At 40.8% G+C, this 25,176-nt stretch carries 27 protein-coding genes and 3 riboswitches; of the genes, 7 read left to right on the top strand and 20 right to left on the bottom strand.

What is annotated here, in order from left to right; genetic code table 11:
* Positions 1–152 precede the first annotated feature (152 nt).
* The 4 genes from stoA to C6344_RS02210 form a co-directional block, all read right to left on the bottom strand.
* A complete protein-coding gene (gene stoA / locus C6344_RS02225) occupies positions 153–641 on the bottom strand; it encodes an endospore biogenesis thiol-disulfide oxidoreductase StoA (RefSeq protein ID WP_106072687.1) in 489 nt (162 codons plus the stop codon).
* A gap of 54 nt (positions 642–695) precedes the next feature.
* Positions 696–2,012, bottom strand: coding sequence for a polysaccharide biosynthesis protein (locus C6344_RS02220; protein WP_106072686.1), 1,317 nt, complete (start codon positions 2,010–2,012; stop codon positions 696–698).
* A gap of 116 nt (positions 2,013–2,128) precedes the next feature.
* Complete coding sequence (locus C6344_RS02215; protein WP_106072685.1) at positions 2,129–2,782, bottom strand: cell wall hydrolase; 654 nt, start codon at positions 2,780–2,782, stop codon at positions 2,129–2,131.
* 307 nt (positions 2,783–3,089) lie between these two features.
* Entirely contained in the window at positions 3,090–3,284 is a 195-nt protein-coding gene (locus C6344_RS02210) for a hypothetical protein (RefSeq protein WP_024424688.1), read from the bottom strand.
* A gap of 167 nt (positions 3,285–3,451) precedes the next feature.
* Between C6344_RS02210 and C6344_RS02205 the strand changes: the two genes are divergently transcribed.
* Positions 3,452–3,640, top strand: a complete 189-nt coding sequence (locus tag C6344_RS02205) for a YkvS family protein (RefSeq protein WP_003211747.1) — start codon at positions 3,452–3,454, stop codon at positions 3,638–3,640.
* Positions 3,641–3,763: 123 nt separating this feature from the next.
* Here C6344_RS02205 and C6344_RS02200 read toward each other — a convergent pair whose 3' ends face one another.
* From C6344_RS02200 to C6344_RS02170, 6 genes are all read right to left on the bottom strand, one after another.
* Positions 3,764–3,982: a hypothetical protein gene (locus C6344_RS02200; protein ID WP_034662856.1), complete on the bottom strand. Its 219-nt coding sequence runs from the start codon at positions 3,980–3,982 to the stop codon at positions 3,764–3,766.
* Positions 3,983–4,252: 270 nt separating this feature from the next.
* Positions 4,253–4,750, bottom strand: a complete 498-nt coding sequence (queF, locus tag C6344_RS02190) for a preQ(1) synthase (RefSeq protein ID WP_003211403.1) — start codon at positions 4,748–4,750, stop codon at positions 4,253–4,255.
* A gap of 15 nt (positions 4,751–4,765) precedes the next feature.
* Positions 4,766–5,497, bottom strand: coding sequence for a 7-carboxy-7-deazaguanine synthase QueE (gene queE / locus C6344_RS02185; RefSeq protein WP_034662862.1), 732 nt, complete (start codon positions 5,495–5,497; stop codon positions 4,766–4,768).
* On the bottom strand, positions 5,490–5,930 hold the full coding sequence (gene queD, locus C6344_RS02180; protein ID WP_060596123.1) for a 6-carboxytetrahydropterin synthase QueD: 441 nt from the start codon (positions 5,928–5,930) through the stop codon (positions 5,490–5,492). Before queD ends, queE begins: the two co-directional genes overlap by 8 nt.
* Positions 5,931–6,587: a 7-cyano-7-deazaguanine synthase QueC gene (queC, locus tag C6344_RS02175; protein WP_024424683.1), complete on the bottom strand. Its 657-nt coding sequence runs from the start codon at positions 6,585–6,587 to the stop codon at positions 5,931–5,933.
* 158 nt (positions 6,588–6,745) lie between these two features.
* Positions 6,746–6,790: riboswitch (PreQ1 riboswitch) on the bottom strand.
* Between the two features lie 72 nt (positions 6,791–6,862).
* Positions 6,863–7,906 carry a YkvI family membrane protein gene (locus tag C6344_RS02170; protein WP_066030976.1) on the bottom strand — a complete coding sequence of 348 codons (1,044 nt, stop codon included), beginning with the start codon at positions 7,904–7,906 and terminating at the stop codon, positions 6,863–6,865.
* A 243-nt stretch (positions 7,907–8,149) separates the two neighbouring features.
* Here C6344_RS02170 and C6344_RS02165 point away from each other — a divergent pair, with 243 nt between their 5' ends.
* The 3 genes from C6344_RS02165 to motB all read left to right on the top strand — a co-directional run bounded on the left by C6344_RS02165 (position 8,150) and on the right by motB (position 12,179).
* Complete coding sequence (locus C6344_RS02165) at positions 8,150–10,252, top strand: ATP-dependent Clp protease ATP-binding subunit (protein ID WP_106047718.1); 2,103 nt, start codon at positions 8,150–8,152, stop codon at positions 10,250–10,252.
* Between the two features lie 375 nt (positions 10,253–10,627).
* Complete coding sequence (gene motA / locus C6344_RS02160) at positions 10,628–11,422, top strand: flagellar motor stator protein MotA (RefSeq protein ID WP_034662877.1); 795 nt, start codon at positions 10,628–10,630, stop codon at positions 11,420–11,422.
* Positions 11,415–12,179 carry a flagellar motor protein MotB gene (gene motB / locus C6344_RS02155; RefSeq protein ID WP_060596120.1) on the top strand — a complete coding sequence of 255 codons (765 nt, stop codon included), beginning with the start codon at positions 11,415–11,417 and terminating at the stop codon, positions 12,177–12,179. The genes motA and motB overlap by 8 nt, the downstream gene beginning before the upstream one ends.
* Positions 12,180–12,208: 29 nt before the next feature.
* Here motB and mhqR read toward each other — a convergent pair whose 3' ends face one another.
* Positions 12,209–12,664, bottom strand: a complete 456-nt coding sequence (mhqR, locus tag C6344_RS02150) for a MarR family transcriptional regulator MhqR (protein WP_034662884.1) — start codon at positions 12,662–12,664, stop codon at positions 12,209–12,211.
* Between the two features lie 205 nt (positions 12,665–12,869).
* Between mhqR and kinD the strand changes: the two genes are divergently transcribed.
* A complete protein-coding gene (gene kinD, locus C6344_RS02145) occupies positions 12,870–14,375 on the top strand; it encodes a sporulation kinase KinD (RefSeq protein ID WP_066030978.1) in 1,506 nt (501 codons plus the stop codon).
* A gap of 46 nt (positions 14,376–14,421) precedes the next feature.
* Here the strand turns inward: kinD and C6344_RS02140 are convergent, their stop codons facing one another.
* The 6 genes from C6344_RS02140 to C6344_RS02115 form a co-directional block, all read right to left on the bottom strand.
* The gene (locus C6344_RS02140; RefSeq protein WP_034662891.1) at positions 14,422–14,664 is read right to left on the bottom strand and encodes an aspartyl-phosphate phosphatase Spo0E family protein; all 243 of its coding nucleotides are present in this window, start codon (positions 14,662–14,664) and stop codon (positions 14,422–14,424) included.
* 301 nt (positions 14,665–14,965) lie between these two features.
* Positions 14,966–15,496: a 1,2-dihydroxy-3-keto-5-methylthiopentene dioxygenase gene (locus tag C6344_RS02135; RefSeq protein WP_060596118.1), complete on the bottom strand. Its 531-nt coding sequence runs from the start codon at positions 15,494–15,496 to the stop codon at positions 14,966–14,968.
* 16 nt (positions 15,497–15,512) lie between these two features.
* A complete protein-coding gene (locus tag C6344_RS02130) occupies positions 15,513–16,151 on the bottom strand; it encodes a methylthioribulose 1-phosphate dehydratase (protein WP_060596117.1) in 639 nt (212 codons plus the stop codon).
* On the bottom strand, positions 16,115–16,810 hold the full coding sequence (locus C6344_RS02125; protein ID WP_060596116.1) for a 2-hydroxy-3-keto-5-methylthiopentenyl-1-phosphate phosphatase: 696 nt from the start codon (positions 16,808–16,810) through the stop codon (positions 16,115–16,117). The genes C6344_RS02130 and C6344_RS02125 overlap by 37 nt, the downstream gene beginning before the upstream one ends.
* Complete coding sequence (mtnW, locus tag C6344_RS02120; RefSeq protein WP_189313020.1) at positions 16,811–18,061, bottom strand: 2,3-diketo-5-methylthiopentyl-1-phosphate enolase; 1,251 nt, start codon at positions 18,059–18,061, stop codon at positions 16,811–16,813.
* Between the two features lie 71 nt (positions 18,062–18,132).
* A riboswitch (SAM riboswitch) is annotated at positions 18,133–18,234 on the bottom strand.
* A 44-nt stretch (positions 18,235–18,278) separates the two neighbouring features.
* Positions 18,279–19,469, bottom strand: coding sequence for a pyridoxal phosphate-dependent aminotransferase (locus tag C6344_RS02115; protein WP_106030761.1), 1,191 nt, complete (start codon positions 19,467–19,469; stop codon positions 18,279–18,281).
* Between the two features lie 163 nt (positions 19,470–19,632).
* A riboswitch (SAM riboswitch) is annotated at positions 19,633–19,791 on the top strand.
* A gap of 79 nt (positions 19,792–19,870) precedes the next feature.
* Here C6344_RS02115 and mtnK point away from each other — a divergent pair.
* Together mtnK and mtnA are read left to right on the top strand one after the other, a co-directional pair.
* On the top strand, positions 19,871–21,064 hold the full coding sequence (gene mtnK / locus C6344_RS02110; protein WP_060596113.1) for an S-methyl-5-thioribose kinase: 1,194 nt from the start codon (positions 19,871–19,873) through the stop codon (positions 21,062–21,064).
* A 6-nt stretch (positions 21,065–21,070) separates the two neighbouring features.
* Complete coding sequence (gene mtnA, locus C6344_RS02105; RefSeq protein ID WP_060596112.1) at positions 21,071–22,132, top strand: S-methyl-5-thioribose-1-phosphate isomerase; 1,062 nt, start codon at positions 21,071–21,073, stop codon at positions 22,130–22,132.
* A 25-nt stretch (positions 22,133–22,157) separates the two neighbouring features.
* On the opposite strand, the gene C6344_RS19085 is transcribed toward mtnA, so the two are convergent.
* From C6344_RS19085 to C6344_RS02095, 3 genes are all read right to left on the bottom strand, one after another.
* The gene (locus C6344_RS19085; protein ID WP_258182057.1) at positions 22,158–22,292 is read right to left on the bottom strand and encodes a hypothetical protein; all 135 of its coding nucleotides are present in this window, start codon (positions 22,290–22,292) and stop codon (positions 22,158–22,160) included.
* 91 nt (positions 22,293–22,383) lie between these two features.
* Positions 22,384–22,875: a methylated-DNA--[protein]-cysteine S-methyltransferase gene (locus C6344_RS02100; RefSeq protein ID WP_066030983.1), complete on the bottom strand. Its 492-nt coding sequence runs from the start codon at positions 22,873–22,875 to the stop codon at positions 22,384–22,386.
* A 1-nt stretch (position 22,876) separates the two neighbouring features.
* Entirely contained in the window at positions 22,877–25,072 is a 2,196-nt protein-coding gene (locus C6344_RS02095) for a PAS domain-containing sensor histidine kinase (RefSeq protein WP_060596110.1), read from the bottom strand.
* Positions 25,073–25,176: the final 104 nt, after the last annotated feature.

The raw sequence follows: 25,176 nt of genomic DNA, 5'->3' as shown, positions 1-25,176 counted from the left end.
AATAATTATTATAATTTCTTTTTGATAATAATTATCATTATTGATGTGGACCATTCCGTCTCTTCTGAGCACAGTTTATTCAGATGAAAAGCAATTGAACACAAAAAAGAACCAAAGGAATGAGCCTTGGTTCTTAACAATAAGGTTTCGTTCTAAAAATCCGTCCACTCTTTGATTTGTTTTTTCGTCAGTGGACCTACATGATTTTTCACTATTTCCCCTTTTTCATTTATCAAAAAGGTGGTTGGAATGGTGATGATTTGGTATTTCTTCATCATTTCTCCGTGCTCATCTAGAATGACCGGGAATGTAAACTTTCTGTCTTTCACAAATTGGGCAACCGCATGTTTACTTTGTTCAGCCCCTAGTAAATTCACGGTTAAGATATCAACATCACTCTGATTTTCTTTCACGATTTGGTCAAATACGGGCAGCTCCATTTTACAGGACGGGCACCATGTTGTCCAAAAATGCAGGATGGTCTTTTTTCCTTTCGGCGGAATCATCTGCGTATCACCAGTTAATGTAGAAGCCTCTATCCTTGGCGCCATAACGGATTCTTTTGCTTCAGCATCGTTGCCTATGAGTAATAGAAGCAGGATCATCATGAGAAGCCTGGCGGGTAGACATTTACGATTCATCAGGATCTTCCTTCCCAGTTTTCTTATAGCTTGCCCTCTCGATCACAATGACATTCAAGCTTTTTTCATTCTAAGAAACATGGAAACGCCGAGCTCCTTACATATTGTCGCATAATGCAGTGCAGTCAGCAGCAGCATCCCCGTATTCATCCCTAATATAACCCCCATCATATTTAAGCTTTCAATTGAACCAAGAAAATAGACCATAGAAAACGAGACGACATGCACCCATATATTATGTAGGAACACATCTTTAATGAGCCCCATACCGATTAAACACGCTTGAAATGGCATCACAAACAGATGGCATAAAAAGTACGGCCAAAGCAGCTGTAAATAGACAGCAGCTTGCGGTGAATCAAAAAAGAGATGTGTGAGCGGATAAGCAAAATAATACATCACCATCACTGCCGGCACCCCGTACCCAAACGTAATGAGTATTGCCTGCCTGACACGTTTTTTCACAAGATCATACTGACCTAATGCATAGGCTTCAGATACATTGGGAATCATCACAATCATGATGGAATGGGCGATAAACGCTGGGAAAAAACCAATCGACATCGCGACACCAGCCAGCATGCCGTAATGATCAACAGCAAGTGTGCCAGAGATGCCTGCTGCAATAAGCGCTCCTTTGATTAAAAACGGTTCAACCGCATTGGCGATCGCATGAAAAATCCGCATGCCCGTTGTCGGAATGGAGACGGCTAAGAGGCGCTTTCTCACGTCAATCCCTCTTAATTCAACAGACCTGACATTGACAGCATTTTTCGCCATGACGTATTGGGAGTATAAATAAATAAAGACGACGAGATCACTCGCGACAATGACACCGATGGCAATGAGTACCGCTGTTTCAATATCAAACGAATACCAATGAAAAAACAAAAACAAGCAGATAAGCTGGATCGTTTTCTTCAGCATATTGGCGAGAGCGATCCTGCCCATTTGCTGCTTTCCCATAAAATAGCCGCGTGCGATAGAGGTAAACGCAATAATCGGAATAAGAGACAGCACCAGCCCTTTCATGAGCGGATGATATGACTGAAATACAGGAATGAACGGCAGTACAATCGCTGCGATCCCCGTTGTTGTACATGTCACCACAAACGTCATTTTAAACGCATGGCGGAGCATACTTTTGTGGAGCCGCTCATGCGATTCTGCAATGAATTTAGAAATGGAGACTGGCAGCTCTAAGCTGGCGATCACAAGGACAAGCATGATGATTGGAAGGATACTCATATATAGACCCATTCCATGTTCTCCAAGCTCTCTCGCTAAAATCATATTGACTAAAAACTCTATACACTCCGCAATGAAAGCTGCGACAGATAGCAGAATGACCCCTTTTACAAATCGATTCATGTAGCCTCCCCTTTGTCTAAAAGCAAATTCTTTTCACATTCTATGAGACAAGTCCTGAAAATATTTTGATAATTGAAGACAAAAAAAAGAGCGATCTGATTGATCGCTTCTTTTCTTTATACGGCAAATACGTGACGACCGATACGTTCTACAATTTTGCGGGAACGAATCCAGTTATCTGTTGCCGTTTTGGGATTATAAAAATAGATGGCCTTTGTTGTTCTGTCATGTTCTTTCACTACCTGTTTCACAGCTTTAACAGAATCTTGATCTGCTTTATCATGAATACTTCCATTCGATACTGGCTGGAAAGCATTTCGCTGATAAATAACACCTTTGACACTGTCAGGAAACGAGCGATGCTCCACCCTGTTTAAGACGACGCTTGCCACAGCTTTTTTACCTGCGTAAGATTCACCTTTCGCTTCAGCGTGTACCAATCGTGAGAGTAGCTCCATTTCTTCATTAGAATAGCGTTTGGCGCTTTCCTCATTCGTCGTTTCTGATTTTACTCTTTTCTTTTGCTTCGTTTTTGAAGACTTTTCTTCTGTAGACGTACTAAGCATTTTGACTTTCGGCTGACGCTTCTCCTCTGAAAATGCTGGGATGACTTGATCGTGATCATCTTGATCTATATATGAAAGCTCATGCTTAACAGGTGCTTGTGAAAGTTCGTGACTTAATGTGCCTTGCTTCTCTTGTAGGTTGTCCATCTTCATGGCTGCGACCAGCATAAGGATGACAAAAAGAGCTGTATGAATTTTCATCATTCGCCTCATTCCTCCTTTAATCAAAATAGGCGGTAAGATACTTGTCCACTCTAACAAGAGCTCCTTCTATTTTCACGCACAAAGATTTGCATGCCTGTCCAAATTCCGTCATTAAATGGAATTTATTAGTTTGATTGCATATAAACTGGCATTGTTAGCGCTTAAAAAGGTCCTGTTTCCGCCTATAATCATCCTTATGCACCTGATTATGGGTTATTACATTTTCTTTTCAGATGTATCAAGCTCGTTTGAAGTGTGACAAAAGAACTAAAATAAAAAAGCTTTCTCTCATTCATGAGAAAAAGCTTTAGCTTCTTGCTTCTGTAAGATATTCAAAAATAACATCTCCACCATGTTTCGCAATCCCGCGAAAATGCTTAAAATCATCTTGATTCACCAAGACCGAACGAAACGTTAAAAAATCATCTTTTTGGATGGTCACTTGCTTTTCCGTCCCATTTCGTAACGATTCAAGGATTGTGAGGATTTGTTCTTCAGTCAAAAAAACCGCTCCTTTACAGCCATCATCAAATATTAAATATACCATCCGTTAGGAAAGCATACAACGAAAACGAAACAAAAACGTCTTTATCCTTTACATTGGTATGAAAATATTGCAAAATACTTTTTAATAGGGAATGAAATCTGTTTTTAAAGGAGAGGGATCGGTTGAAGATTGCAAAAATTGGAAATGTGATCGAATTTAGAAATGGTTTAACAGGTGTAGTTGAAAAAGTGAATGAAAACTCTGTCATTGTGGATGTCACCATTATGGACAACTATAGAGATTTAGAACTGGATTCGCTAACAGTCGTTAATCATAAAAACTATAAAATCATCAAAGACTCCGTACATTAATTTGCAATCCTCAATTCAGACTATCGTTACATACGTAAATACGAAGCAAAGCTGCTCTCGTTTGACAGTTTAGCTCTCTTTGACAATCACATATGAAAAAGACTGACACTATATGAAGCGGTGTCAGTCTTTTTGCGTATGAAAGGTTTGCATTTCCGCTTTCGTCTTGTACATGTCAACTTCCTCGGGGGTGATAACGCCTTTATCAATCAAAAGTGCAATCACTCCAAGCAATGTGGAGGCACTCCATTTATATCGTTCTTTGTTTTGATGTTCGAGCATTTGAAGCTCTTCTCTTAGCTCCATCAGCAGCTTCTCTGTCTTTTCTTCTTTGTTTGCCAACTCAAACGCCTCCGTTTTCCGTTCATTGCCCCCTATTTTATCTCAAAGCAAATAGGATAAGCAAAAAACACGATTTATCTTTACAAACATACGTTCTGTCATATATAATATGTTTACGAGCTGGTAGCCCCCAGCCGTCCTAGCAAGTTCTATTCCCATTTGTATGAGAAGAGCGACATGACTCTTCTCTTTTTTTATAAGTTCAGCCTGATTGATTCATTTTAACCCCGTAAAAAAAGACATGTCATCAGGCATGTCTTTTCCTATTGATTAGCGATTATCAATCGTTTCTGGATACATATCATGGTTCATCATACGATATGATGCCATTTCTTCATATTTGGTACCAGGTTTTCCGTAGTTCGTATACGGGTCAATTGAAATACCGCCTCTTGGTGTAAATTTGCCCCACACTTCAATGTATCTTGGGTCCATCAATTCAATGAGATCGTTCATAATAATGTTCATACAATCCTCATGAAAGTCACCATGGTTACGGAAGCTGAACAAATATAATTTTAGTGATTTACTTTCGACCATGATTTCATTTGGGATATAGCTGATATAAACTGTCGCAAAATCCGGCTGACCTGTTTGCGGACAAAGTGACGTAAATTCTGGGCAGTTGAATTTCACAAAATAATCTCTATTTGTATGTTTATTCGGAAACGTTTCAAGCACTTGTGGTGCATAATCAAACAAATAATTGGTCCCTTGATTTCCTAGTAAAGTGACACCTTCTAATTCTTCTGGTTTTCTTGTCGTCATGTCTTCTCTTCCTTTCTATACGCCTCGTTTATTTCCCCACAATAATGTGTGCAGCTGCGGCAGCACTCTTACGCGATTTAAGTCTGGATCTTGCGCTACTTGATCGACAAGCGCTTCATATCTCTTTAATAAATGCGTCAATAAGTACGCATCATCACCTGTCGTCGTGTCATCATTTCCTACCTGCAGATAAAAAGGAAGCTCTGGATATTTCGCATGAACATCCTTTGCATAGGCTAGATCATGATCGTCAAAGATCACGACCTTCAGGCTTGCATGCTGCAATCTATTTCCGCTTTTCAGCTCATCTATGATTCGTGTTAGTTTCGTAAAATCTGTTTTCATATTTGAGCTTGGCGGCTTCGGAGAAATGGTTAAATCATCGATTTTCAAAAACCAGTCCTGATACATCGTCCCTTGTGTTTCAAGCGCTGTATCAATTCCTTCTTCGTGCAGCAAATCAATAAGTGATTCCATTTGTTTTAAAAGCGCAGGGTTCCCCCCTGAAATGGTGACATGAGAAAAAGCCTGTCCGCCTATTCTTTTTAATTCTTTGACAATGTCTTCTGCGTGAAGCCACTGAATGTCATGCTTCGCTGAGCCATCCCATGTAAAGGCGGAATCACACCAGCTGCAAGAGTAGTCACAGCCAGCTGTTCTGACAAACATGGTTTTTTGTCCAATGACCATCCCTTCTCCTTGAATGGTCGGACCAAAGATTTCTAATACAGGAATCGCTTTAGCCATTGTTTTCAACTCGTTTCGGCCGGTAAATGCAGTAGCTTGTTGGAGTCTCCCTCACAAAGACCTGAACACATACCGGTTTGTTCGCTAAAGTCGATAAATACGCTGCCACTTTGTCATGGACTGTCTTTGCCACAACCTCTGTAGTAGGCATCGCGTATGGATCGGTTGACGAGAACTCTTCATGATCATTAAGCAGTGTGTGATCATACTGACCATGAATGAGCTTCTTCAATGTACTGAAATTGACAAGGAAACCCGATTCATCTAGCTCGTCTCCCGCAATGGTTATATTGATGGTGTACGTATGACCATGTACGCGGCTACAAGCACCTGCATCTTCTCTTGGGATGAAATGGGCAGCCGATACATGCATATCTTTGTTCAATTCAAATGAGTATGGATGATTCGTTTGTGGATAGATTTGAGAAAGCACTTATTTTGCCTCCTTCATTTCCATATAAGTGTCATAGCCATTTTTCCGAAGCTTACACGCAGGACATTCCCCGCAGCCATCAGAAATGATGCCATTATAGCAAGTGAGCGTTTCATTTTTTACAAAATCCAGCGCATTCAGCTCATCCGCAAGCTTCCATGTTTCTGCTTTATTGAGCCACATGAGTGGTGTATGGATCACAAATGGTTTTTCCATCGCCAAATTCACTGTGACATTACAAGACTTTACAAACTCGTCACGGCAATCTGGATAGCCGCTAAAGTCTGTTTCACATACACCGGTGATAATATGTCTTGCTCCGATTTGATATGCAAGAATAGAAGCGAAGGATAAGAACACTAAGTTTCGTCCTGGTACAAATGTGGAAGGCAGCTCTCCTTCTTTTTCCTCAATGTCAATGTCATCTCTTGTTAAAGCATTTGGTGCAAGCTGATTCAAAAGAGACATATCTAATAGATGATTCTTCACACCTAACTTGTCAGCAATTCTTTTGGCGACATCAATTTCTTCTTGATGACGCTGATTATAATGAAAGGTCACGGTTTCTACCTCTTCGAATTGTTGAAGTGCCCATAATAAACATGTCGTACTGTCTTGTCCCCCGCTAAAGACAACGACTGCTTTTTCATTTTTCATTTTCTGTTCTCCTCCTTTTGCAGATCTATACAATCGTACAAAGCTGCATCTGAAAGGCTCTTGAAAACCCCTATTTTCTCAAAAGAAAAGACACCTTTACAAGTGTATGAGGTGTCCCAGCCATAAAAAATAAAAAATGCCACATCCAAGGATACGGCAAGTCCTTAGTTTTTTATAGAGGGTTTTGCTAGAACCTCTCCCGTTTTACACGGATTTTTGTTCAATTTTCACAGAGGATAGTGTACCACATATTTTTCATGCAGGCTATCCCTTCTTTACTTATCAAGAGATGCAGGCACTTTTTTTAGACAAAGAAAGAGGATAAAAAAGATGCTCACATAGCCAAAAATAGGATAAACCGTTGATATCAATGTACCGTAACCGATTTTACTAATCACATAGCAGCATAAGAGAATAAGGGATATTGTCATGACACTGTTCATTCGTATATACGCCCTCACTTGTCTCTCGAGTCCATATAAATTGCCTATGACGGATGTAAAGACTTCGCCGAAGATCACAAATAAATAAATGAGGTGAATGGAGTTTGCTACTTGATACACTACCTGAGCCATTGGAATATCAAACGCCTCCAGCATATTTAATGAAGAAAGAGATAAAAAGCATGCCAGTAAAATAAGGGTCAGCATGACGCCCCCAAGCACAGCTCCCTTTTTAATCACCGCTTCAGAGGTCATTTCATTTGCGACGGGCACTAACACTGCTTGAGAAAGTGCTAAATTAAAAGCTCCATATGAGATAGCTGATAAAATCCACTCTCCCTCACCCATTTGAAGCGCAAGAACATAACTTTCACTACTGCTAAAAACGAATGAATCAAGAAATACGATCAATGAAAAGAAAATAAGCATTGGGACGACGAGAACATTGACACCAAATAATCCTTTTGAACCTTTCAAAAGCACAATGACGCTCAGAATGATCGTCAAAAAGATTCCATATTCCTTTGATATGCCAAGCTGCTCTTCAAAAATAGCCCCTGCGCCAGAAATCATCACTGAAGTGACGCCTAGTAAAATAAAAAACATGACGACATTAATATACCTGCTTGCAGCTGTGCCAAATAGAAACCGGTTCATATCTTGATAAGACTCTGCTTCAATTCGTTTAGAAATGAGCATCATTTTTGCACCAAGTCCAGTAAAAATAGCGCCGCTAATCAAGATTCCGAATAGTCCAATCCAGCCAAAACGAACAAAAAATTCTACGATTTCTTTTCCTGTCGCAAACCCAGCTCCAACCACTGTTCCTACATATAAAAAGGCAAGCTGAAAAGCGGATTCATTTGAACGTTTCATGTGACCCCTCCGCACCCATCACTTTCGATTGTCTTTTTTTATCCTATGAGACGAGTTCCTTGAAAAGAAGGACAAACCATGATTAAATGCAAAAAAGGATTTTCAACTGCCTTTGAGCAAAACAGTTGAAAGTCAAAATAGGTCAGAGTATACTATAGTCAAAGATGGTCAAACAACAGACCATTTTCTTTAACATTCATTGGTCAAATAAAGTCAAACTTTATTTTAAGGAGGTTATGGCAAATGCGTTGTCAACATTGTCAAGTAAATGAAGCAACTATTCGCCTGAATATGCAAGTGAATTCGTCCCGGAGCCAAATGGTTTTATGTGAAGACTGCTACACCTCTTTGATGGAGCAATCAAAAATGAAAATGGGACCTCAATTGTTCGGGGGAAGCTCATTCTTCTCTGAGCAAGCAGGACATGCACAAAGCGTAGAGCAGCCAAAGCAAAAAGGCTTACTCGATGAACTTGGCCGGAATTTAACAGATGGCGCAAATGCTGGTTTAATTGATCCAGTCATCGGCCGTGATGAAGAAGTCGCAAGAGTCATTGAAATTTTAAATAGAAGAAATAAAAATAACCCTGTTCTGATTGGTGAACCAGGTGTTGGGAAAACAGCGATCGCTGAAGGACTCGCACTGAAAATTGCAAGTGGCGATGTACCAAATAAATTAAAGAACAAACAAATCTATTTATTAGATGTCTCCTCCCTTGTAGCGAATACAGGGATACGTGGTCAATTTGAGGAAAGAATGAAGCAGTTAATCAAAGAATTGCAAAGCCGTAAAAATATTATCTTATTTGTAGATGAAATCCATCTTCTTGTAGGCGCAGGATCTGCCGAAGGGTCAATGGATGCTGGAAACATCTTAAAACCAGCCCTTGCACGAGGCGAGCTCCAGCTAGTAGGTGCGACGACATTAAAAGAATATCGTCAAATTGAAAAAGATGCCGCACTTGAACGACGCTTCCAGCCCGTCATTGTGGATGAGCCAACACAAGATGAAGCGGTCGAGATTTTAAAAGGCATTCAAGATAAGTACGAAAGTTATCATGGCGTCACTTATTCAGACGAAGCTATTCAAGCGTGTGTTCAATTATCTTCCCGGTATATTCAAGACCGTCATTTGCCGGATAAAGCCATTGATTTAATGGATGAAGCAGGTTCAAAAGCGAACCTCTCCATTGATGCAGCAAGTGAAGATGAACTAACGAATCGTCTGAGAGAAATTGCTGCTGAAAAACAAGCTGCTTTAAAAGAAGAACAATACGAAAAAGCAGCGAAGCTTCGAGATGAAGAAGAAGCCATTGAAGCAAGACTTCAAAACAAAACAAATGACAAAGAACATGTCGTCACAGCAGAAGCCATTCAAGCCATTGTGGAACAAAAAACAGGCATCCCTGTCGGCAAACTGCAAGCAGACGAACAAACCAAAATGAAAGAAATGGACGTCCGCTTAAAAGCACGGGTGATTGGTCAGGAACATGCGGTTGAAAAAGTGGCGAAAGCTGTGAAAAGAAGCAGAGCCGGCTTAAAATCGAAACATAGACCAACAGGCTCCTTCCTATTCGTTGGACCAACAGGTGTCGGGAAAACCGAATTGTCAAAAACGCTAGCTGAAGAATTATTCGGTTCAAGAGATGCGATCATCCGTTTAGATATGAGTGAGTACATGGAGAAACACTCAGTATCCAAGCTCATTGGTTCTCCTCCTGGTTATGTTGGACATGATGAAGCGGGTCAGCTGACGGAAAAAGTGCGCAGAAAACCATACAGCATCATTTTGCTGGATGAAATCGAAAAAGCACATCCTGATGTGCAGCATATGTTCCTTCAAATCATGGAAGATGGCCGGTTAACAGACAGCCAAGGCAGAACCGTCAGCTTTAAAGATACAGTCATCATCATGACAAGTAACGCAGGCAGCACAGATAAAACGGTCAAAGTCGGCTTCCAGTCTGATCAGGAAGAAGCGATTGAGGAACAATCACTCATTGATTCACTCAGCGCCTATTTCAAGCCAGAATTCTTGAACCGTTTTGACAGCATCATTCAGTTTGACTCATTAGATAGAGATGATTTAGTGAAGATTGTGGATCTTCTGCTCAATGAGCTGTCAGAGCAATTAAAAGAGCAACATTTAACAGTCCATGTGTCAAAAGAAGCGAAAGAAAAAATTGCAGAACTTGGATATCACCCTGCATTTGGTGCTCGTCCACTGCGAAGAACCATTCAAGAGCATGTTGAAGATCAAATGACGGAAATATTGCTTGAAGAAGAAAAGCTTTCAGGATTTACTGTAGATGTTGAAGATAACGAAATTGTAGTAAAAAAAGGATAAGTACATCCTAAGAAGGATCTACAGCTCCATCATGTTGCGGTGTCTAAGTTCCATCCGCACGCCGACGCCCCCTCCGCCTCTTTTCCTTTACGATAAAAGAAAAAGAGGTGGATCACATGATGAATTGGAGCTATGATCTTGTCAAAATTATGTATGAAGAAAAATTAAAAGAGCTGCTTTTAAATGAAACTGCTCAAAGAAATTAAAAAGAAACTCCCTTTATATCAGAGGGAGTTTCTTTTTTAAGGTAATAGAAAGCGCTTTCGTCAAAATTTCTTCACAGAAACTGCCTTAATTTTATATTCTGACTAAAACCCTTCTAGAAGACACCGATATTAACTATAGAAAAAGATAGTTAAAGGATTTGGTGAGATAATGGACAAAACATCGTTAATTGGTATTATTTTAGCATTTATTGCACTGAGTGTCGGTATGGTTTTGAAAGGTGTGAGTCTAACCGCTCTTATCAACCCAGCGGCTATATTGATCATTGTTGTTGGGACGATTGCAGCTGTTGTCATCGCATTCCCATCTAGTGAAATTAAGAAAACACCAAAATTGTTCGGCAAAATTTTCAAAGACAACCAGCTTCCAACGATTCAAGAAATGATCCCTCTTTTTTCAAACTGGGCACAAATTGCGCGTCGTGAAGGTCTTTTGGCATTAGAAGCTAGCATTGAGGAAGTAGATGACGATTTCCTTAAGAACGGCTTAAGCATGGCGGTTGACGGTCAGAGTGCAGAATTTATTCGCGACGTCTTAACAGAAGAGGTTGACGCCATGTCTGAAAGACATCAGTCAGGCGCATTAATCTTTACACAAGCAGGTACATACGCTCCGACGCTTGGTGTACTTGGCGCCGTTGTCGGACTTATTGCCGCACTTGCAAACATGGGAGATATTGAAGCACTAGGACATGCAATCAGTGCAGCCTTCGTTGCCACACTGCTTGGGATTTTTACCGGGTATGTGTTATGGCATCCATTTGCCAACAAGCTGAAGCGTAAATCAAAGGAAGAAGTAAAGCTTCGTCTGATTATGATCGAAGGGATCCTTTCTGTTCTTGAAGGTCAATCTCCAAAAGTGATTGAACAAAAACTTCTCATGTACTTACCAGCGAAAGAACGTGCAAATCTTGTCATTGAAGAAGGAGAAAAACAAAATGGCTAGGAAACGTAAAAAACATGATCACGATGACCATGTAGATGAATCTTGGCTGATCCCTTATGCCGATCTTCTGACGCTTCTACTCGCTCTCTTCATTGTGCTATTTGCATCTAGTTCGATTGATGCGGCAAAATACGAACAGATGGCAAAGTCTTTTAATGTCGTCTTTACGGGTGGTACTGGTGTCATGGATCAAACCAGCATGCAAAGCACTGAAGAAACTGAAAATAGCAACCAGACCAAGAAAGCAGCCGAAGAAGATGAAGAAGCCAAAGCGAAAGCTCGAGACCATGCCGTTCTCACAAAGGTCAAAAAGCAAGTGGACTCCTTCATTGCCAATAAGAAACTTGGAGCTAAGCTCGAAACAAAGCTCACGGACGAAGGTTTGCTCATTACGATAGAAGACAGTATCTTCTTTGATTCTGGCCGGGCGGTTATTCGCCCTCAAGATGTCCCGTTAGCAAAGGAAATCTCAAAACTACTTGTCATAAACCCCGCTCGTGACATCGTCATTAGCGGACATACTGATAATGTACCGATCAGAAATTCAGAATTTGAATCCAACTGGTATTTAAGTGCCATTCGTGCTGTAAACTTTTTGAGTATTCTTCTTGAGAACAGCAATTTAGACCAAGAGAACTTTAGTACAAAAGGTTTCGGTGAATTCAAGCCGGTTGCTTCAAACGATACAGCAGAAGGCAGAAGTAAAAACCGACGCGTAGAAGTACTCATTTTACCGATTGAGAAAAAAGCGAAATAAAAAAGGAAGCCCTCGGCTTCCTTTTCTATTTATTCTGTATGATCATATAAATGCTTTGCACGCAGTCCCACATGTTTGAGCATATCAATGCAGGCATCCTTCTCTTCTTCGCTAAGGACACTGATCATCTCATGAATTTCTTTCGCATGATCTGGGAAGATATCATCAAGCAAAGCTCGTCCCTGCTTGGTAATATGCGCAAATGTCACCCTGCGGTCTTCTGCACAGGCCCTACGACTGAGGAGTTCTTTCTTCTCCAATTTATCGACCACATACGTGATGCTGCCGCTTGCAAGTAAAATCTTATCACCGATTTGCTGAAGAGGCTGATCCCCTTTATGATACAGTAATTCTAATACTGCAAATTCAGTCGGATTCAGCCCGTGCTTCACAATATGTTTGTTCATGTGATGATTAATTGAGCGATAGGCACGTGATAATACAATAAATAATTTCAAAGATTTCTCAACATTATGATTTTCCATTTTTTTATCATCCTTTATGAAATGCAACCCACTAATGTGACATTAATAAACAATAAGTAAAATGTCAACATCTTGATCCATCTTTAGCATGAAAATGAGACCAGAACGAATCACCTAATTTTTTAAAAATCACACAAGTCATCGTAATAAAGATAGGTTCAATGCTATAATAAGTCTATTAGGTAATACGTTGGAGCGATGAATGATGAGTATACTGAAAGGGTTTTGGAAGAAGATCAGGCTGTACCTTATTTTGGTCATGATTCCAACCCTAATCATTAGTTATTTTATCTACGAAAAAGAAACGGAAAAAATCGACTTAAAAAACAAACAAACTGCTACACTTATGTTAAATATTCACAAAAACCAAATGAATTATTTAATTAGTGAAACAGAAGCGAGATTAACTTCACTTGCCATGGGATTTGACCAGCCTCTTGAGACGAAAAAAGTACAAAACATCCTAGAGAAAATCTATAAACAAGAACCTCGTTTTTCAGGTCTGTATCTCCTAGACAAAAAAGGAAATGTATCAGTAAGCACCACACCGTTAAAGGAAAAAATCAACCTGTCATTTAGAGATTACTTTAAGCGCATTCAAGTGACCAAGCAGACGGTGATCACAGATAACTATGTGAGCCGAATTACAAAACAGCGGATTCTCTCCATTTGCGTGCCTGTGCTAGATGAAAATGAAGAAGTCACCAATGTGCTAGTCGCCGCCATTCAAATTGATTATTTAAGAAATATTATGAATGTATTGAACCCTGATCTTCATTTTAAGATGCTGAATCAAAATGGACATGTGGTGTTTACAAGTGGTCCGCAGCCAGCATCAGAAAATGGCAGCACCGTGTCTACATATTTAGATGAAAACAGCTGGAAGCTGGAGGTCTTTCCGCAGCGCGCGTCTACAGGTGAAGTGCTGTCTGTTATGCTGATCCCTTTATCCAGTGCTTTTATTTTATTAAATATTTTATTCACACTTGTTCAATATATCATTTTAAGGCGTCAAACCCAGCAGGAGCGTCACCAAAATGAAGCGCAAAAGCTTGAATTAATCGGAACCCTCGCAGCAAGTACGGCACACGAAATTCGCAACCCATTAACAGGGATCAGCGGATTTATACAGCTTTTGCAAAAGAAGTATCATTCAGAAGAAGATCAGCTCTATTTTTCTGTCATTGAAGAAGAAATTAAACGAATCAACCAAATCGTCAGTGAGTTTCTTGTATTAGGGAAACCAACAGCAGAAAAATGGCAGAATAACTCTGTAAAAGAAATTGTAAGTGAGATCATGCCGATCGTTTTCTCTGAGGCGAACCTTTATAATGTTGAGGTTGATTTGCAAATTAATACGATTCAAGATGTTGGGGTATATTGCACAAAGGATCACATTAAACAAGTCGTATTAAATGTAGCGAAGAACTCGTTAGAAGCGATGCCAAATGGCGGTCATTTGAAGATTTTGATTGAGGCTGAAACAGAACATGTCATCATTAAAGTGAAAGATACGGGTGAAGGCATACCAGAAGAAATGTTAAAGCATATCTTCCTTCCTTTTATTACGTCGAAGGAAAAAGGTACAGGTCTTGGGCTTGTCGTGTGTAAACGAATTATTTCGATGTATGGCGGGACAATTGATATTCAAAGCGAAGTGAATAAAGGAACAACCGTCATGATCATGCTTCCTTCTGCTCACTCAGCATAGTTGAAACATTCAGCCGGTTTTGCTTAGGCAAGACCGGTTTTTCATGTCAATAAGAAGGGCGGTTCACAGATAGAAGACTCATTTGAGATACAAGATCATGAAAGGAGGGGGCAGATTGTTTCTCATGAAAAAGGAGATACTGATACTCATTCATCAGGTTGTCTAGTTCTTGACTATATTTAATTGTCGTCTCACCAGTGTAGCCTTCCGCTTGAGCAGCTTCTACCATCTGTTTTCTCTTCTCATCAATGGACATCAGCAATTGTTCTTTCCTTACATAAATATTCATGATCTCAGCTCCCGCAATGAATTCGACTGTCTATGCTCAAAATGATCCGACACCAAAATTATACTTTATTTGTAAATTAAATTAAATATGCTTATTTTATTTAATTTTTTACAGCCTAAAGACCTCTTACCCAATCTAATTTGGGGGTAAACTTCAAATTTGGACAGGACTGACACATGGATTAAACAGAATTTTATCCTATGCAGAAGATCAAAATCAACTATTTTCTTTCTCATTTTATGCCTATTTTCCTAAAAAAAAGCTGATCATCCGCCTCATGCGGAATGATCAGCTCCTGTCATTAAACCGTTTCTTCCTCGTAAATTGGCACCCAGCCCTCAGTTGTGACAAATATGCGAACTGCGACCACTTTGCGATCCTCTTGAAGTGTAAAGTAGTGACGAATATGTGGCGGGACAGAAATTAAATCGCCTGGATTCAGTCTCACATCAAAAAAGACGCCATCCTTACCCTGAATGGCAAAGATTCCATGCCCGCTTACAATAAAACGTACTTCGTCATCTGTATGATGATGCTCACGCTTAAAATTTTGGAGCAGCTCATCTAGATTTGGTGTGGCGTCAGATAATGAAATCACATCCTGCGCTTTGTACCCTCGTTTTTCAGATATACGCTGGATTTCCTTTTGAAAAACAGTCAAAATCTCTTCCTTTTCCTCATCTGTTAAATCATACTTTTCTGATAACCGGTTTGGCAGCTTTGCAATATCCCAATGTTCATAAATGACCCCCTGCTTTTCTAAATATGCTGCTACCTCTTGCTCGTTTTCAAGTAATGTGTTCTCTTCGTTATGAATCAAAATCGTCGCCATGTGCTTTTCCTCCTTTTTATCTGACAAGCTGCTTTTGATAAAGCGTTAATTTTAAGTGGTAGCTAAATAAAAATTCATACGCCTCTAATACTCGTTTTGCTTCAAAGGCTGTTTTTCCCCAGACAGTGATGCCGTGATTTCGAATGAGCACCGCACCTGATTCTGACTCTTCAGTGAGATGCTTTGCAAATTGTGCTGCAAGATGCGGAATATGGGCTGGATTTTCAATAATCGGTATCGACACTTCTGCATCCTCTTCCCAGTAACCAAGCGCCTTGATGATTTCGTTTCCTTTCAAACGAACCTCGCCCTTACCCCCATACAGCTCAGACATCACATTATTATCGATTGTATGGACATGGAGGCAGCAACCTGCTTTCGTCCGCTCATACACGTATGTGTGAAGCAGTGTTTCGGCTGAAGGTCTAAGCTGTTCGTTCGGATCATCAGGCTTGCCTGCTGCGTTCACTAAAACAAAATCTTCATCCGTTTCTTTTCGTTTATCTTTACCGCTTGCCGTCACCAAAAACGTGATTGGATCATCCGACACCTTGATCGATAAATTGCCGCTTGTTCCGTAAAACCAGTCTCTTTGTGCCAGTTCACGTTTGACGTCTGCTAGCTCCTGCCAGCGCTTGCTCTTTGCGTCTGCCATTCCTTCACTTCCTTTATTTGTTCAAATTGCGCTTTAAGATCAATAAATGTTTCATACTCTTTATATACAAGCCCAAGCTCCTTACATTCATTCAGCAAGTAGTCGCGCGCAAATGTGAGATCCGCATGCTTTGCCGCCTCCACATCGGTGACTGAATCTCCGATCATGATGATGAAGTCCTTCTCATGGGTCAGCTCTCGAATGATTGACGGCTTGCAGCATCCGCAGCCATTTTGACATTGCGAATCGCAGACATGCGGCCATTCAATCTGAATATGATCTTCCCCAAATGAGGCATGATTGCAATAAATATTGTCTCTGCCCACAATGCCCTCGAGTATGGGATAGACAAAAAAGTCCATCCCGCCGCTTAGCACATAGAAAGGAATATCAGCCTTTTTCACATAATCAACAAATTGCCTGAATCCTTCTCGAATCTCTGTATCTTCTAAAATAAACGACTGAATAGCTTCTTTTTGATCACTCGTCAGTAATTGAAACATCTGCCCGACGCCTTCTTGAATGGTGATCTCCTTTGTGAGAACATCATCCTTCAGCTTCGTCCATTCACTTGGTGCAAAGTGTTTCATGATGCGAATGATATTATCATTTTTTGTAATTGTTCCATCAAAATCACAACATACAATTGGTTTTTTCATTTATTCTGCTACCCTTCCCCATAGTTCAAGTGCTGCTTTTAAGTCTTGGCAAGAAGCTGCCTTCTCTTGGATCGACTCTCCATGTATCACCGCATCAATGATCGATCGAAATGCTTTCCCTCCACCGATGGCTCCACGCGGATGTCCGTGAATTCCTCCACCAGCATTAATCACATGATCGAGTCCAAAATCTTTAATCAATACTGGAACCATTCCAGGATGAATGCCTGCTGACGGGACTGGGAACGTTTTTTGAACCAAATCCTCTTTTACACAAGCTTCATAGATTCCAAAGGCATCTTTTTTCGGAAGTGCAACCGACCCATAAGGTGAGGGAAAAAGACTCAAATCAGCGCCAGCATATCGATTTAATTTACCTAAAAGAAGAGAATGCGAAAATCCATATTCAGGCGATGATGTCAAAGCGCCGCTTACTGCGGGATGGGCCATAATAGGCAATGGAATATCTGGATCCTCAGCTAAGCTTTGCATGACATCTAGTCCGTAGGCAAAGACATTGAATAAGAGTGCATCCGCTCCGAGTTCAGCTGCCTTTCTTGCTCGATCCTTCAGTTCAAAGGTTCTGCCTGTTAAATTAACGGCATATAACGTTCGGTGCCCTGTCTCTTCATATGTTTCTTTTAATATCTTTTTTCCTTCTTTGATTCGTTCTTCAAAAGGGGCTAGCGGGCTCTCAAATAAAATTTCATCGTCTTTGATAAAGTCAACGCCGCCTAATGCTTGTAAACGGAGCTGCTCTTTTAAATCCGCCATATCACGGCCAATGACACCTTTAAAAATACTCATCAACAACGGACGATCAAACACGCCTAATTTTTTGCGTATGCCATCAATTCCAAATACCGGTCCTGGCAGGCTTCTTTTAAATCTATCCGAGAATTGTATGTCGACTAGCTTCACTTTTCCATCAAGTGAAAGCTTTCCAAAGATCGTCGTCAAAACGGCCGGTATATCAGCTGAAAAGTTAGCCTCAGGATAAGCAATGGTCATCTCAGATTGATATACGCCATTTTCGGCTGAAGCAACCTTTTCTGATACTTTTTCTACCCGCCCTTTATGTTTTTGAAGCTGCTCCTTTTTGAGCTGCGGCAAATCTGTCCATGATCCCACTGTTAAACCAAGTGCGATCTGCTCCGCTTTTCGGTTCACTTGTTCATCCTCTCGATGTGTTAATACGTATGTTGCCAGTAATTCACTCACTAGGAATCCCCTTTCAATTTCGTCATGCATATGGTCAATAAAAAACCTCTTCAAGTGCTTTGTCAGCGCCTTAAAGAGGTTGTTTCGTGTCATTCATCCGAATCTTATCTCTCAGCGCTTGCTGCAAGAATTAGCACCGTGCTTCATGGAAGTCGGTTGCCGGGCTTCATTGGGCTAGTCCCTCTGCCTACTCTTGATAAGAATATTCAATTTTCTTAAATATTGTCTGAATTATCGCACCATTTTTTTATGTTGTCAATGGCTTATTTTCAAACAGATTCAAGGCAGCGATACGCCGAGCGGCTTCTTGTAACCGCTCCTCACTTGTTAAAAGCCCAACTCTCACATACCCTTCACCGTGAGTACCAAACCCATTCCCCGGAGCCACAACAACATGTGCTTTCTCTAATAATACGTCAGAAAAAGATTCAGATGTATATCCTTCTGGCACCTTTAGCCAAGCAAAAAATGACCCCTTTGGTGCTGTGACCTCCCAGCCAATCTCCTTGCATGCAGCGATCCACACATTTCGCCTATTTTCATATCGATCATTTTGCACCTGTACGCACGTTTGGTCGCTTAATAGGGCTTCCGCTGCTGCATCTTGAGTTGCTTTAAACAGTGAAACAAACAAGTGATCCTGATAAAGCTCAATCGCTTCAATAACAGACGGATTTCCTGCTGCAAAACCTACTCTCCAGCCGGCCATATTATACGTTTTAGACAATGTATAAATTTCAATACCCGTCTCTTTCGCTCCATCTGTTTGCAAAAAGCTGATCGGCTTTTTCCCATCAAACCCAATGCCGCCATAGGCAAAATCATGGACAACACAGAGTTTGTGATCTTTCGCAAACGTAACGGTTTCTTCAAAAAATGCACGACTTGCCGTGGCACCTGTCGGATTGTTAGGATAATTTAAATACATCAACTTTGCTTTTTTCTTATCATTCTCAGGCAATCGATCATAGTCAGGTAAAAAATCATTTTGTTCAAGAAGCGGCATCGTCACCATCTGAGCTCCAGCAAGCACGGCACCTGACCAATAATCAGGGTAACCAGGGTCTGGGACAAGGAGTGTATCTCCAGGATTCAGCAGGCATTGCGGCAGCTCAACAAGTCCCGCTTTTCCGCCAAATAAAATCGCAATCTCCTTCATCGGATCAAGCGTGACACCATATTCTCTTTCATAAAAGGCGGCGGCAGCCTTTTTTAATTTCGCTGTTCCGCGGAATGACGAGTATTGATGATTTTCAGGTTTTAATACCGCTTCCTGCATGGCTTTTACAATATGCGAAGGGGTTGGCTGATCAGGATTTCCCTGCCCTAAATTAATGATATCTGCCCCTTCCTGCACCTTTTTCTGCACCTTTAGGACAAGAGACGCAAAAAATTGTTTCGGTAATTGTTTCAATACATCTGATTGCTGGAATTCCATTTCTTCACCTTCTATTCAAGTTACGTAACAATACAAACACTGTAATGGATTGTTTTATGAATTGTAAAGCAATTTTGAAAAAAGATTGACATGTGAAGCGCAGCTCTGATAATATCTTGAATTAAGAAATGCAAACAGACACGAAATAATTACATATTGATTTCTCTTATCGAGAGTTGGGCGAGGGATTTGGCCTTTTGACCCCAACAGCAACCGACCGTTAATACCACTGTGAAGTGGGGCGCAGCAAGTAAGCGCCAAGACAATTGTCTTATAGGGCACGGTGCTAATTCCATCAGACGTATGTGCTGAGAGATAAGAGAGGCTTTGAGCATACACGCCATCAAGCCTCTTTCTCTCAGGAGAAAGAGGCTTTTTTATATGATTTGGAGGGATAGCAATTGGTTACACTTACGGCATCATATGAAGAATTAACAGAAAGCTCGGCAGTTGCACTCGCAATTAGACTTGGCTTGATCCAAGAAAGCAGTCATTTGACATGTACGGAAATCGGTGACGGGAATTTAAATTACGTCTTTCATATTTTTGATCACAAACAAGAAAAAGGATTGATCATCAAACAGGCCCTGCCCTATGCCAAGGTGGTCGGAGAGAGCTGGCCGCTTACATTAGACCGTGCGAGAATTGAAAGTGCTGCCCTGATCAAGCAGTCAGAATATACGCCGCACCTTGTACCTGCAGTCTATTATTCAGATACAGCTCTTGCTGTGACGGCAATGGAGGATCTATCACACCTGGAAATCGTCAGAAAAGGGCTAATTGCCGGAAAACAATATCCGCATTTATCCGATCATGTAGGAGAATTTTTAGGAAAAACACTTTTTTACACTTCTGACTTTGCCACAAATCCTAAAATCAAAAAGCAATTTGTGAAGCAATTTACGAATCCGGACCTTTGTGACATTACTGAAAAACTCGTCTTCACAGATCCTTTCTTTGATAGCGGCACAAATGATTTCGAAGAAGAATTAAGAGAAGCTGCCGAAGCGCTTTGGGCAGATCTTGAAGTGCAGGCCAAAGCAGCCGAACTGAAGCGTATTTTCCTGACATCTGCTGAAACACTCGTTCATGGAGATCTTCATACAGGCAGTATTTTTGCAAATGAGACGGAAACAAAAATCATTGATCCAGAATTCGCCTTTTACGGTCCCTTTGGATTCGATATTGGCCACTTTATCGCTAACCTGTTCCTGAATGCTTTGTCTCGTGAGAATGAACACGATCAGCAGCACCTTTTTGACCATGTCATCAATGTATGGACGACATTCAAAGAAGTGTTCGCAAAAGCTTGGAAAGAAGACAGCATTGAAGCATTTAGTGTATCTGACAGTTTTTTAGCAACAACCTTTGACCGTATTTTAAAAGAAGCGGCAGGCTTTGCGGGCTGTGAGCTTGTCCGCCGAACAATCGGCCTTGCTCATGCCGCTGATCTCGATGCGATTCCATCACCATCTAGAAGGATTCAGCAGAAAAAAGCAGCACTAACGCTCGGAAAAACAATGATCAAACAATATCATGCAGTGGAAGCAGCGTCTGACCTCGTCGCATTATTCCATCAATCTGTAAAGGAGTGACGGGTTTTGTCTAAAGAATTTGAAGTCCCCCGTTCTGTCGAATGGGAAGAAAACCATATTAACATTTTGAATCAGCAAAAATTACCGGCCGAAACTGAGTTTGAGCATTTATATACAAAAGAAGACGTGTATGATGCCATTGTCACGTTAAAAGTGCGGGGAGCACCTGCCATTGGCATTACAGCAGCTTTTGGACTGGCGCTCAGTGCCCAAGACATTGAGACAGAAGAAATTGATGTTTTTAAGCAAGAAGTCATTCAGATAAAAGAATATTTAAACAGTGCTCGTCCAACCGCTGTGAATTTAGCCTGGGCTTTAGAGCGATTATTGCAGCGCATTGAGCGTGCAGCTTCGGTCAATGCAGCCAAAACAGACCTTGTCCATGAAGCCATTCAAATTCAAATTGAAGATGAAGAAACATGCAGACAAATCGGTCAAAATGCACTCCAGCTCTTTAAATCGGGTGATCGTATTATGACCATTTGCAATGCAGGCTCCATCGCCACAAGCCGGTACGGAACAGCCCTTGCTCCATTTTATTTAGCCAAAAAGAAAAATCTCGATCTTCACATTTATGCCTGTGAAACACGCCCTGTTCTTCAAGGGGCTAGGCTGACAACATGGGAACTCATGCAAGGCGGCGTAGATGTGACGCTCATCACAGATAACATGGCAGCCCATACGATGAAAGAAAAGAAAATTTCTGCTGTCATTGTCGGAGCTGATCGTATTGCCCGTAATGGAGATACGGCGAATAAGATTGGAACGTTAAGTCTCGCCATTTTAGCTAAGCATTTTCAAATTCCGTTTTTTATAGCTGCACCGCTTTCCACCTTTGATGTATCAACCCAAGACGGGGCAGATATTCCAATTGAAGAGCGCGATCCGCTGGAAGTAAAGGAATTAAACGGCGTCCAAATTGCACCGCCTGATGTTCAGGTATTCAATCCCGCCTTTGATGTCACTCCTCACCATCTCATTTCAGGTATCATTACAGAGAAAGGGATTATCACATCGAACTATACAGAAGAGATTGATACTCTGTTCGCTGAAAACATCTCACTCTGATCATAAAAAAAGCGCCGTGTACTTATTATTTAAGAGCACCGCGCTTTTTTATTTCACTCGTTTTTGCTAAGATTTCTTTTTTCTGTTCTTCTGTCAAAACGTTCATTTTGACACATAGTGATGTGACGGCATACATTTTATTTTTTTTGCCCCAAAACATTCCCTAGCGCCCTCCTTTTTCCCTCAACCAACTTTTTTAGCTTAATAAAAGGATATGTCGCTTGACAAACATTTGGAACAGGTCAATCGATTTATTTTTGAACAAATGGGATACCTTCTAATTCTAGCAGGACCGCTTTCATGTCTGTTTTTGTTCCTGCATAGCCCGTCAGAGAGCGGTCTTTTCCAATCACTCTGTGACAGGGAATAAAAATAGGTAATGCATTGCGTCTGTTCGCTTGTCCAATCGCTCTTACAGCTTTTGGGTTGCCAATCGCTTCTGCAATGTCTGCATAGCTTTTTGATTCACCATATGGAATAGTCGAAAGTGCTTCCCACACCTGCTCTTGAAACGGAGATCCCTTTTGCTTGAGCGGGAGATCGAATACTTGGCGCTCTCCCTTGAAATATTCATCTAGCTGCTTTTTCGCTTCTTGTAATACAGGCGTTTCTTCTTCTTTTAGATCGGCTTTCTGCTTTTTTACTAAAAATGGCTCATCATCAAACATCACCTCGATGATGGCATCGTCTTTTTCTAGTATGTATAATGCCCCAATTGGTGCGTGATAGACGGTATAATACACGTTAGTGCTCTCCTTCTTGTTTCTTCTGCCTCAGTGGAAGCGTGAGATGGAAGACGGTTCCTACCCCTTCCTCACTTTCTACCTCAATCGTTCCTTGATGCTCTTCAATAATTTTATAACTAACCATTAAGCCAAGTCCAGTTCCTCTTTCTTTTGTCGTATAAAATGGTTCCCCTAGACGCTTGAGCTTGTCCTCTGCCATTCCGCAGCCTTCATCCCGCAGTGAAATGACAATATGCTCTTCGCCCTTCCGCTGAATGCTCACATAGACATTTCCTTTTCTCGGCATGACTTCAATTGCATTTTTTAAAATGTTAATAAAGACCTGTTTTAATTGGTTTTGTTCACAATAAATGAGCGGAATCTCATCCAACACATTGAGATGCATTTGAACGTTGCCGAGGTTCGCCTGTGCGTGCAAAAGATCCATCGTGTCTTTCATAATTTGCACCACATTTTTTTCTTCATATACGATGGCTTGCGGTTTCGCTAAAATCAAAAATTCGGTGATGATGGATTCAATTCTTTTCAGCTCAGATGTGATGACATTGAAATAGAGCGAATACTCCCCTTCTATATTCCCTTTTAACAGCTGAATGAAGCCTTTTAATGCTGTCATCGGGTTTCTAATTTCATGCGCAATTCCAGCGGCAAGCTCTCCCACCACATGAAGGGTATCTGATTTTCTCACCCGCTCTTCTAATTCCTTCCGCTCTGTCACATCTCTAAAGATCGCCAAATTCATATTATGAATAATGTTGCGTTTAAAAGAGAATTCCAATATACGCTGATCTGGATGGTTCAGCACAAACGGAACTTCATTGTCCATTTCATCTAACGACATCGCCTGAGCAGGCTGTGCCAAATGTTCAATTTGATAAGGCGCAAGGATATGGAAAAGGTTCATTTCCGTTAAATGATCGTCTTTCAATCCGAGCAGCTCGCTTGCGGATGGATTGACTTCGATAATGCGGTACTGGTTATCAAAAAGAACAATGCCGTCCATTGATCCATTAAATACTTTACGGAATTTGAGCTCACTTTCGCGCAGCTCCTCTTCCATTCTTTTTCGATCACTCACATTACGTAAAATGGTTAAGTGCTGTCCTTCTAATACCGCATGCTTTGATGTAAACTCGAGCTCTTTAAACTGACCATTTGCCATTCTGAACAACAGCTCTTCCCTTATTTCATGATTCCGAATATAACGTCTTCTAGTCGGCCTATATCTCTGATCAGATTTCACGAGAAAGTCTGTGAGTTTCTTGCCAATCAGTGAGTGCATAGGCAATTCAAAAATTCGGCAGGCTGATTCATTGGCTCTCACAATCTCTCCATCATCTGCCCATATGATGATCGCATCCATTGCATTTTCGAAAATTTCTCTAAAGCGTTCCTCACTTTTTAACAGCTTTTCTTCCATTAACCTTTTTTCTGTAATATCCCGCATGATGGACATATAAAAACCGCTCATGACATTTGATGTAATGGTGAGCTCGAATAATTTTTGCTGGCCAGATTGAAGGGTAACGGGAAGCTCTCCCTTGGCTTTCCCTGTTTCTTTAAGTGACGTTAAAAGGTGCTGCAAGGCTGGAAGATTTTCATCTTCGACAAATTCATTTAAATAACGATCGGTTAAATCGGTCTTTTGCAGCTCAAAGCTCTGACAAAAAGAGTGATTGGCGTCGATCATGCAGCCATCCTGATCAAAAATGACCATCCCGTCAATGGCTCGGTCAAACAAATCTTTGAACAGCTGCTCATTCATGGAGCGTTCTCGTTCTAGTATTTTCTTTGAGGAAATATCTCGCATGACCACGATATATTGCTGATTCACGACGTCATGCTCTGCGACAAATTCAATGTATTTTGTTTCCCCGTTTTCAAGCTGAATGGAGATTTCTCTTCTTAACTTTCCTTTTCGAAAAAATAAATCAAGGGAGCATTCAATTTTGTCTTTCGGGATGCCGTATAGGAAATCTAGAACGGATTTATTGAGGAGGTCTTCTTTCGATGTCTGTACAAGCCTGCATGTCGCTTCGTTGGCTTGGATAATATTGAGGTGCTGATCAAATATGAAAATGGCATCTAACGTCTTATTTAACAGCCTCTTTTGCTGCATCAACTCTGTTCGCAAATATTCGTTCTCTTTTTCTAATTTTCTGATATCTTCTGCGCCATCGAGCGTTTCAGTCATTCTCTTACACTCCTTTTCCAGCCTCATTCCTCTACAATATTTCTACAATATTTTCATTGTTCCTTCATTCGACTCATAAAAAAAAATAACTTTTTACACGAAGA

The sequence above is a fragment of the Bacillus sp. GBSW19 genome, from assembly GCF_002998655.1.
Taxonomy (GTDB): domain Bacteria; phylum Bacillota; class Bacilli; order Bacillales; family Bacillaceae; genus Bacillus.
Note: the sequence above shows the minus strand (reverse complement) of the source record. Positions and strands in the feature narration are given on the sequence as shown.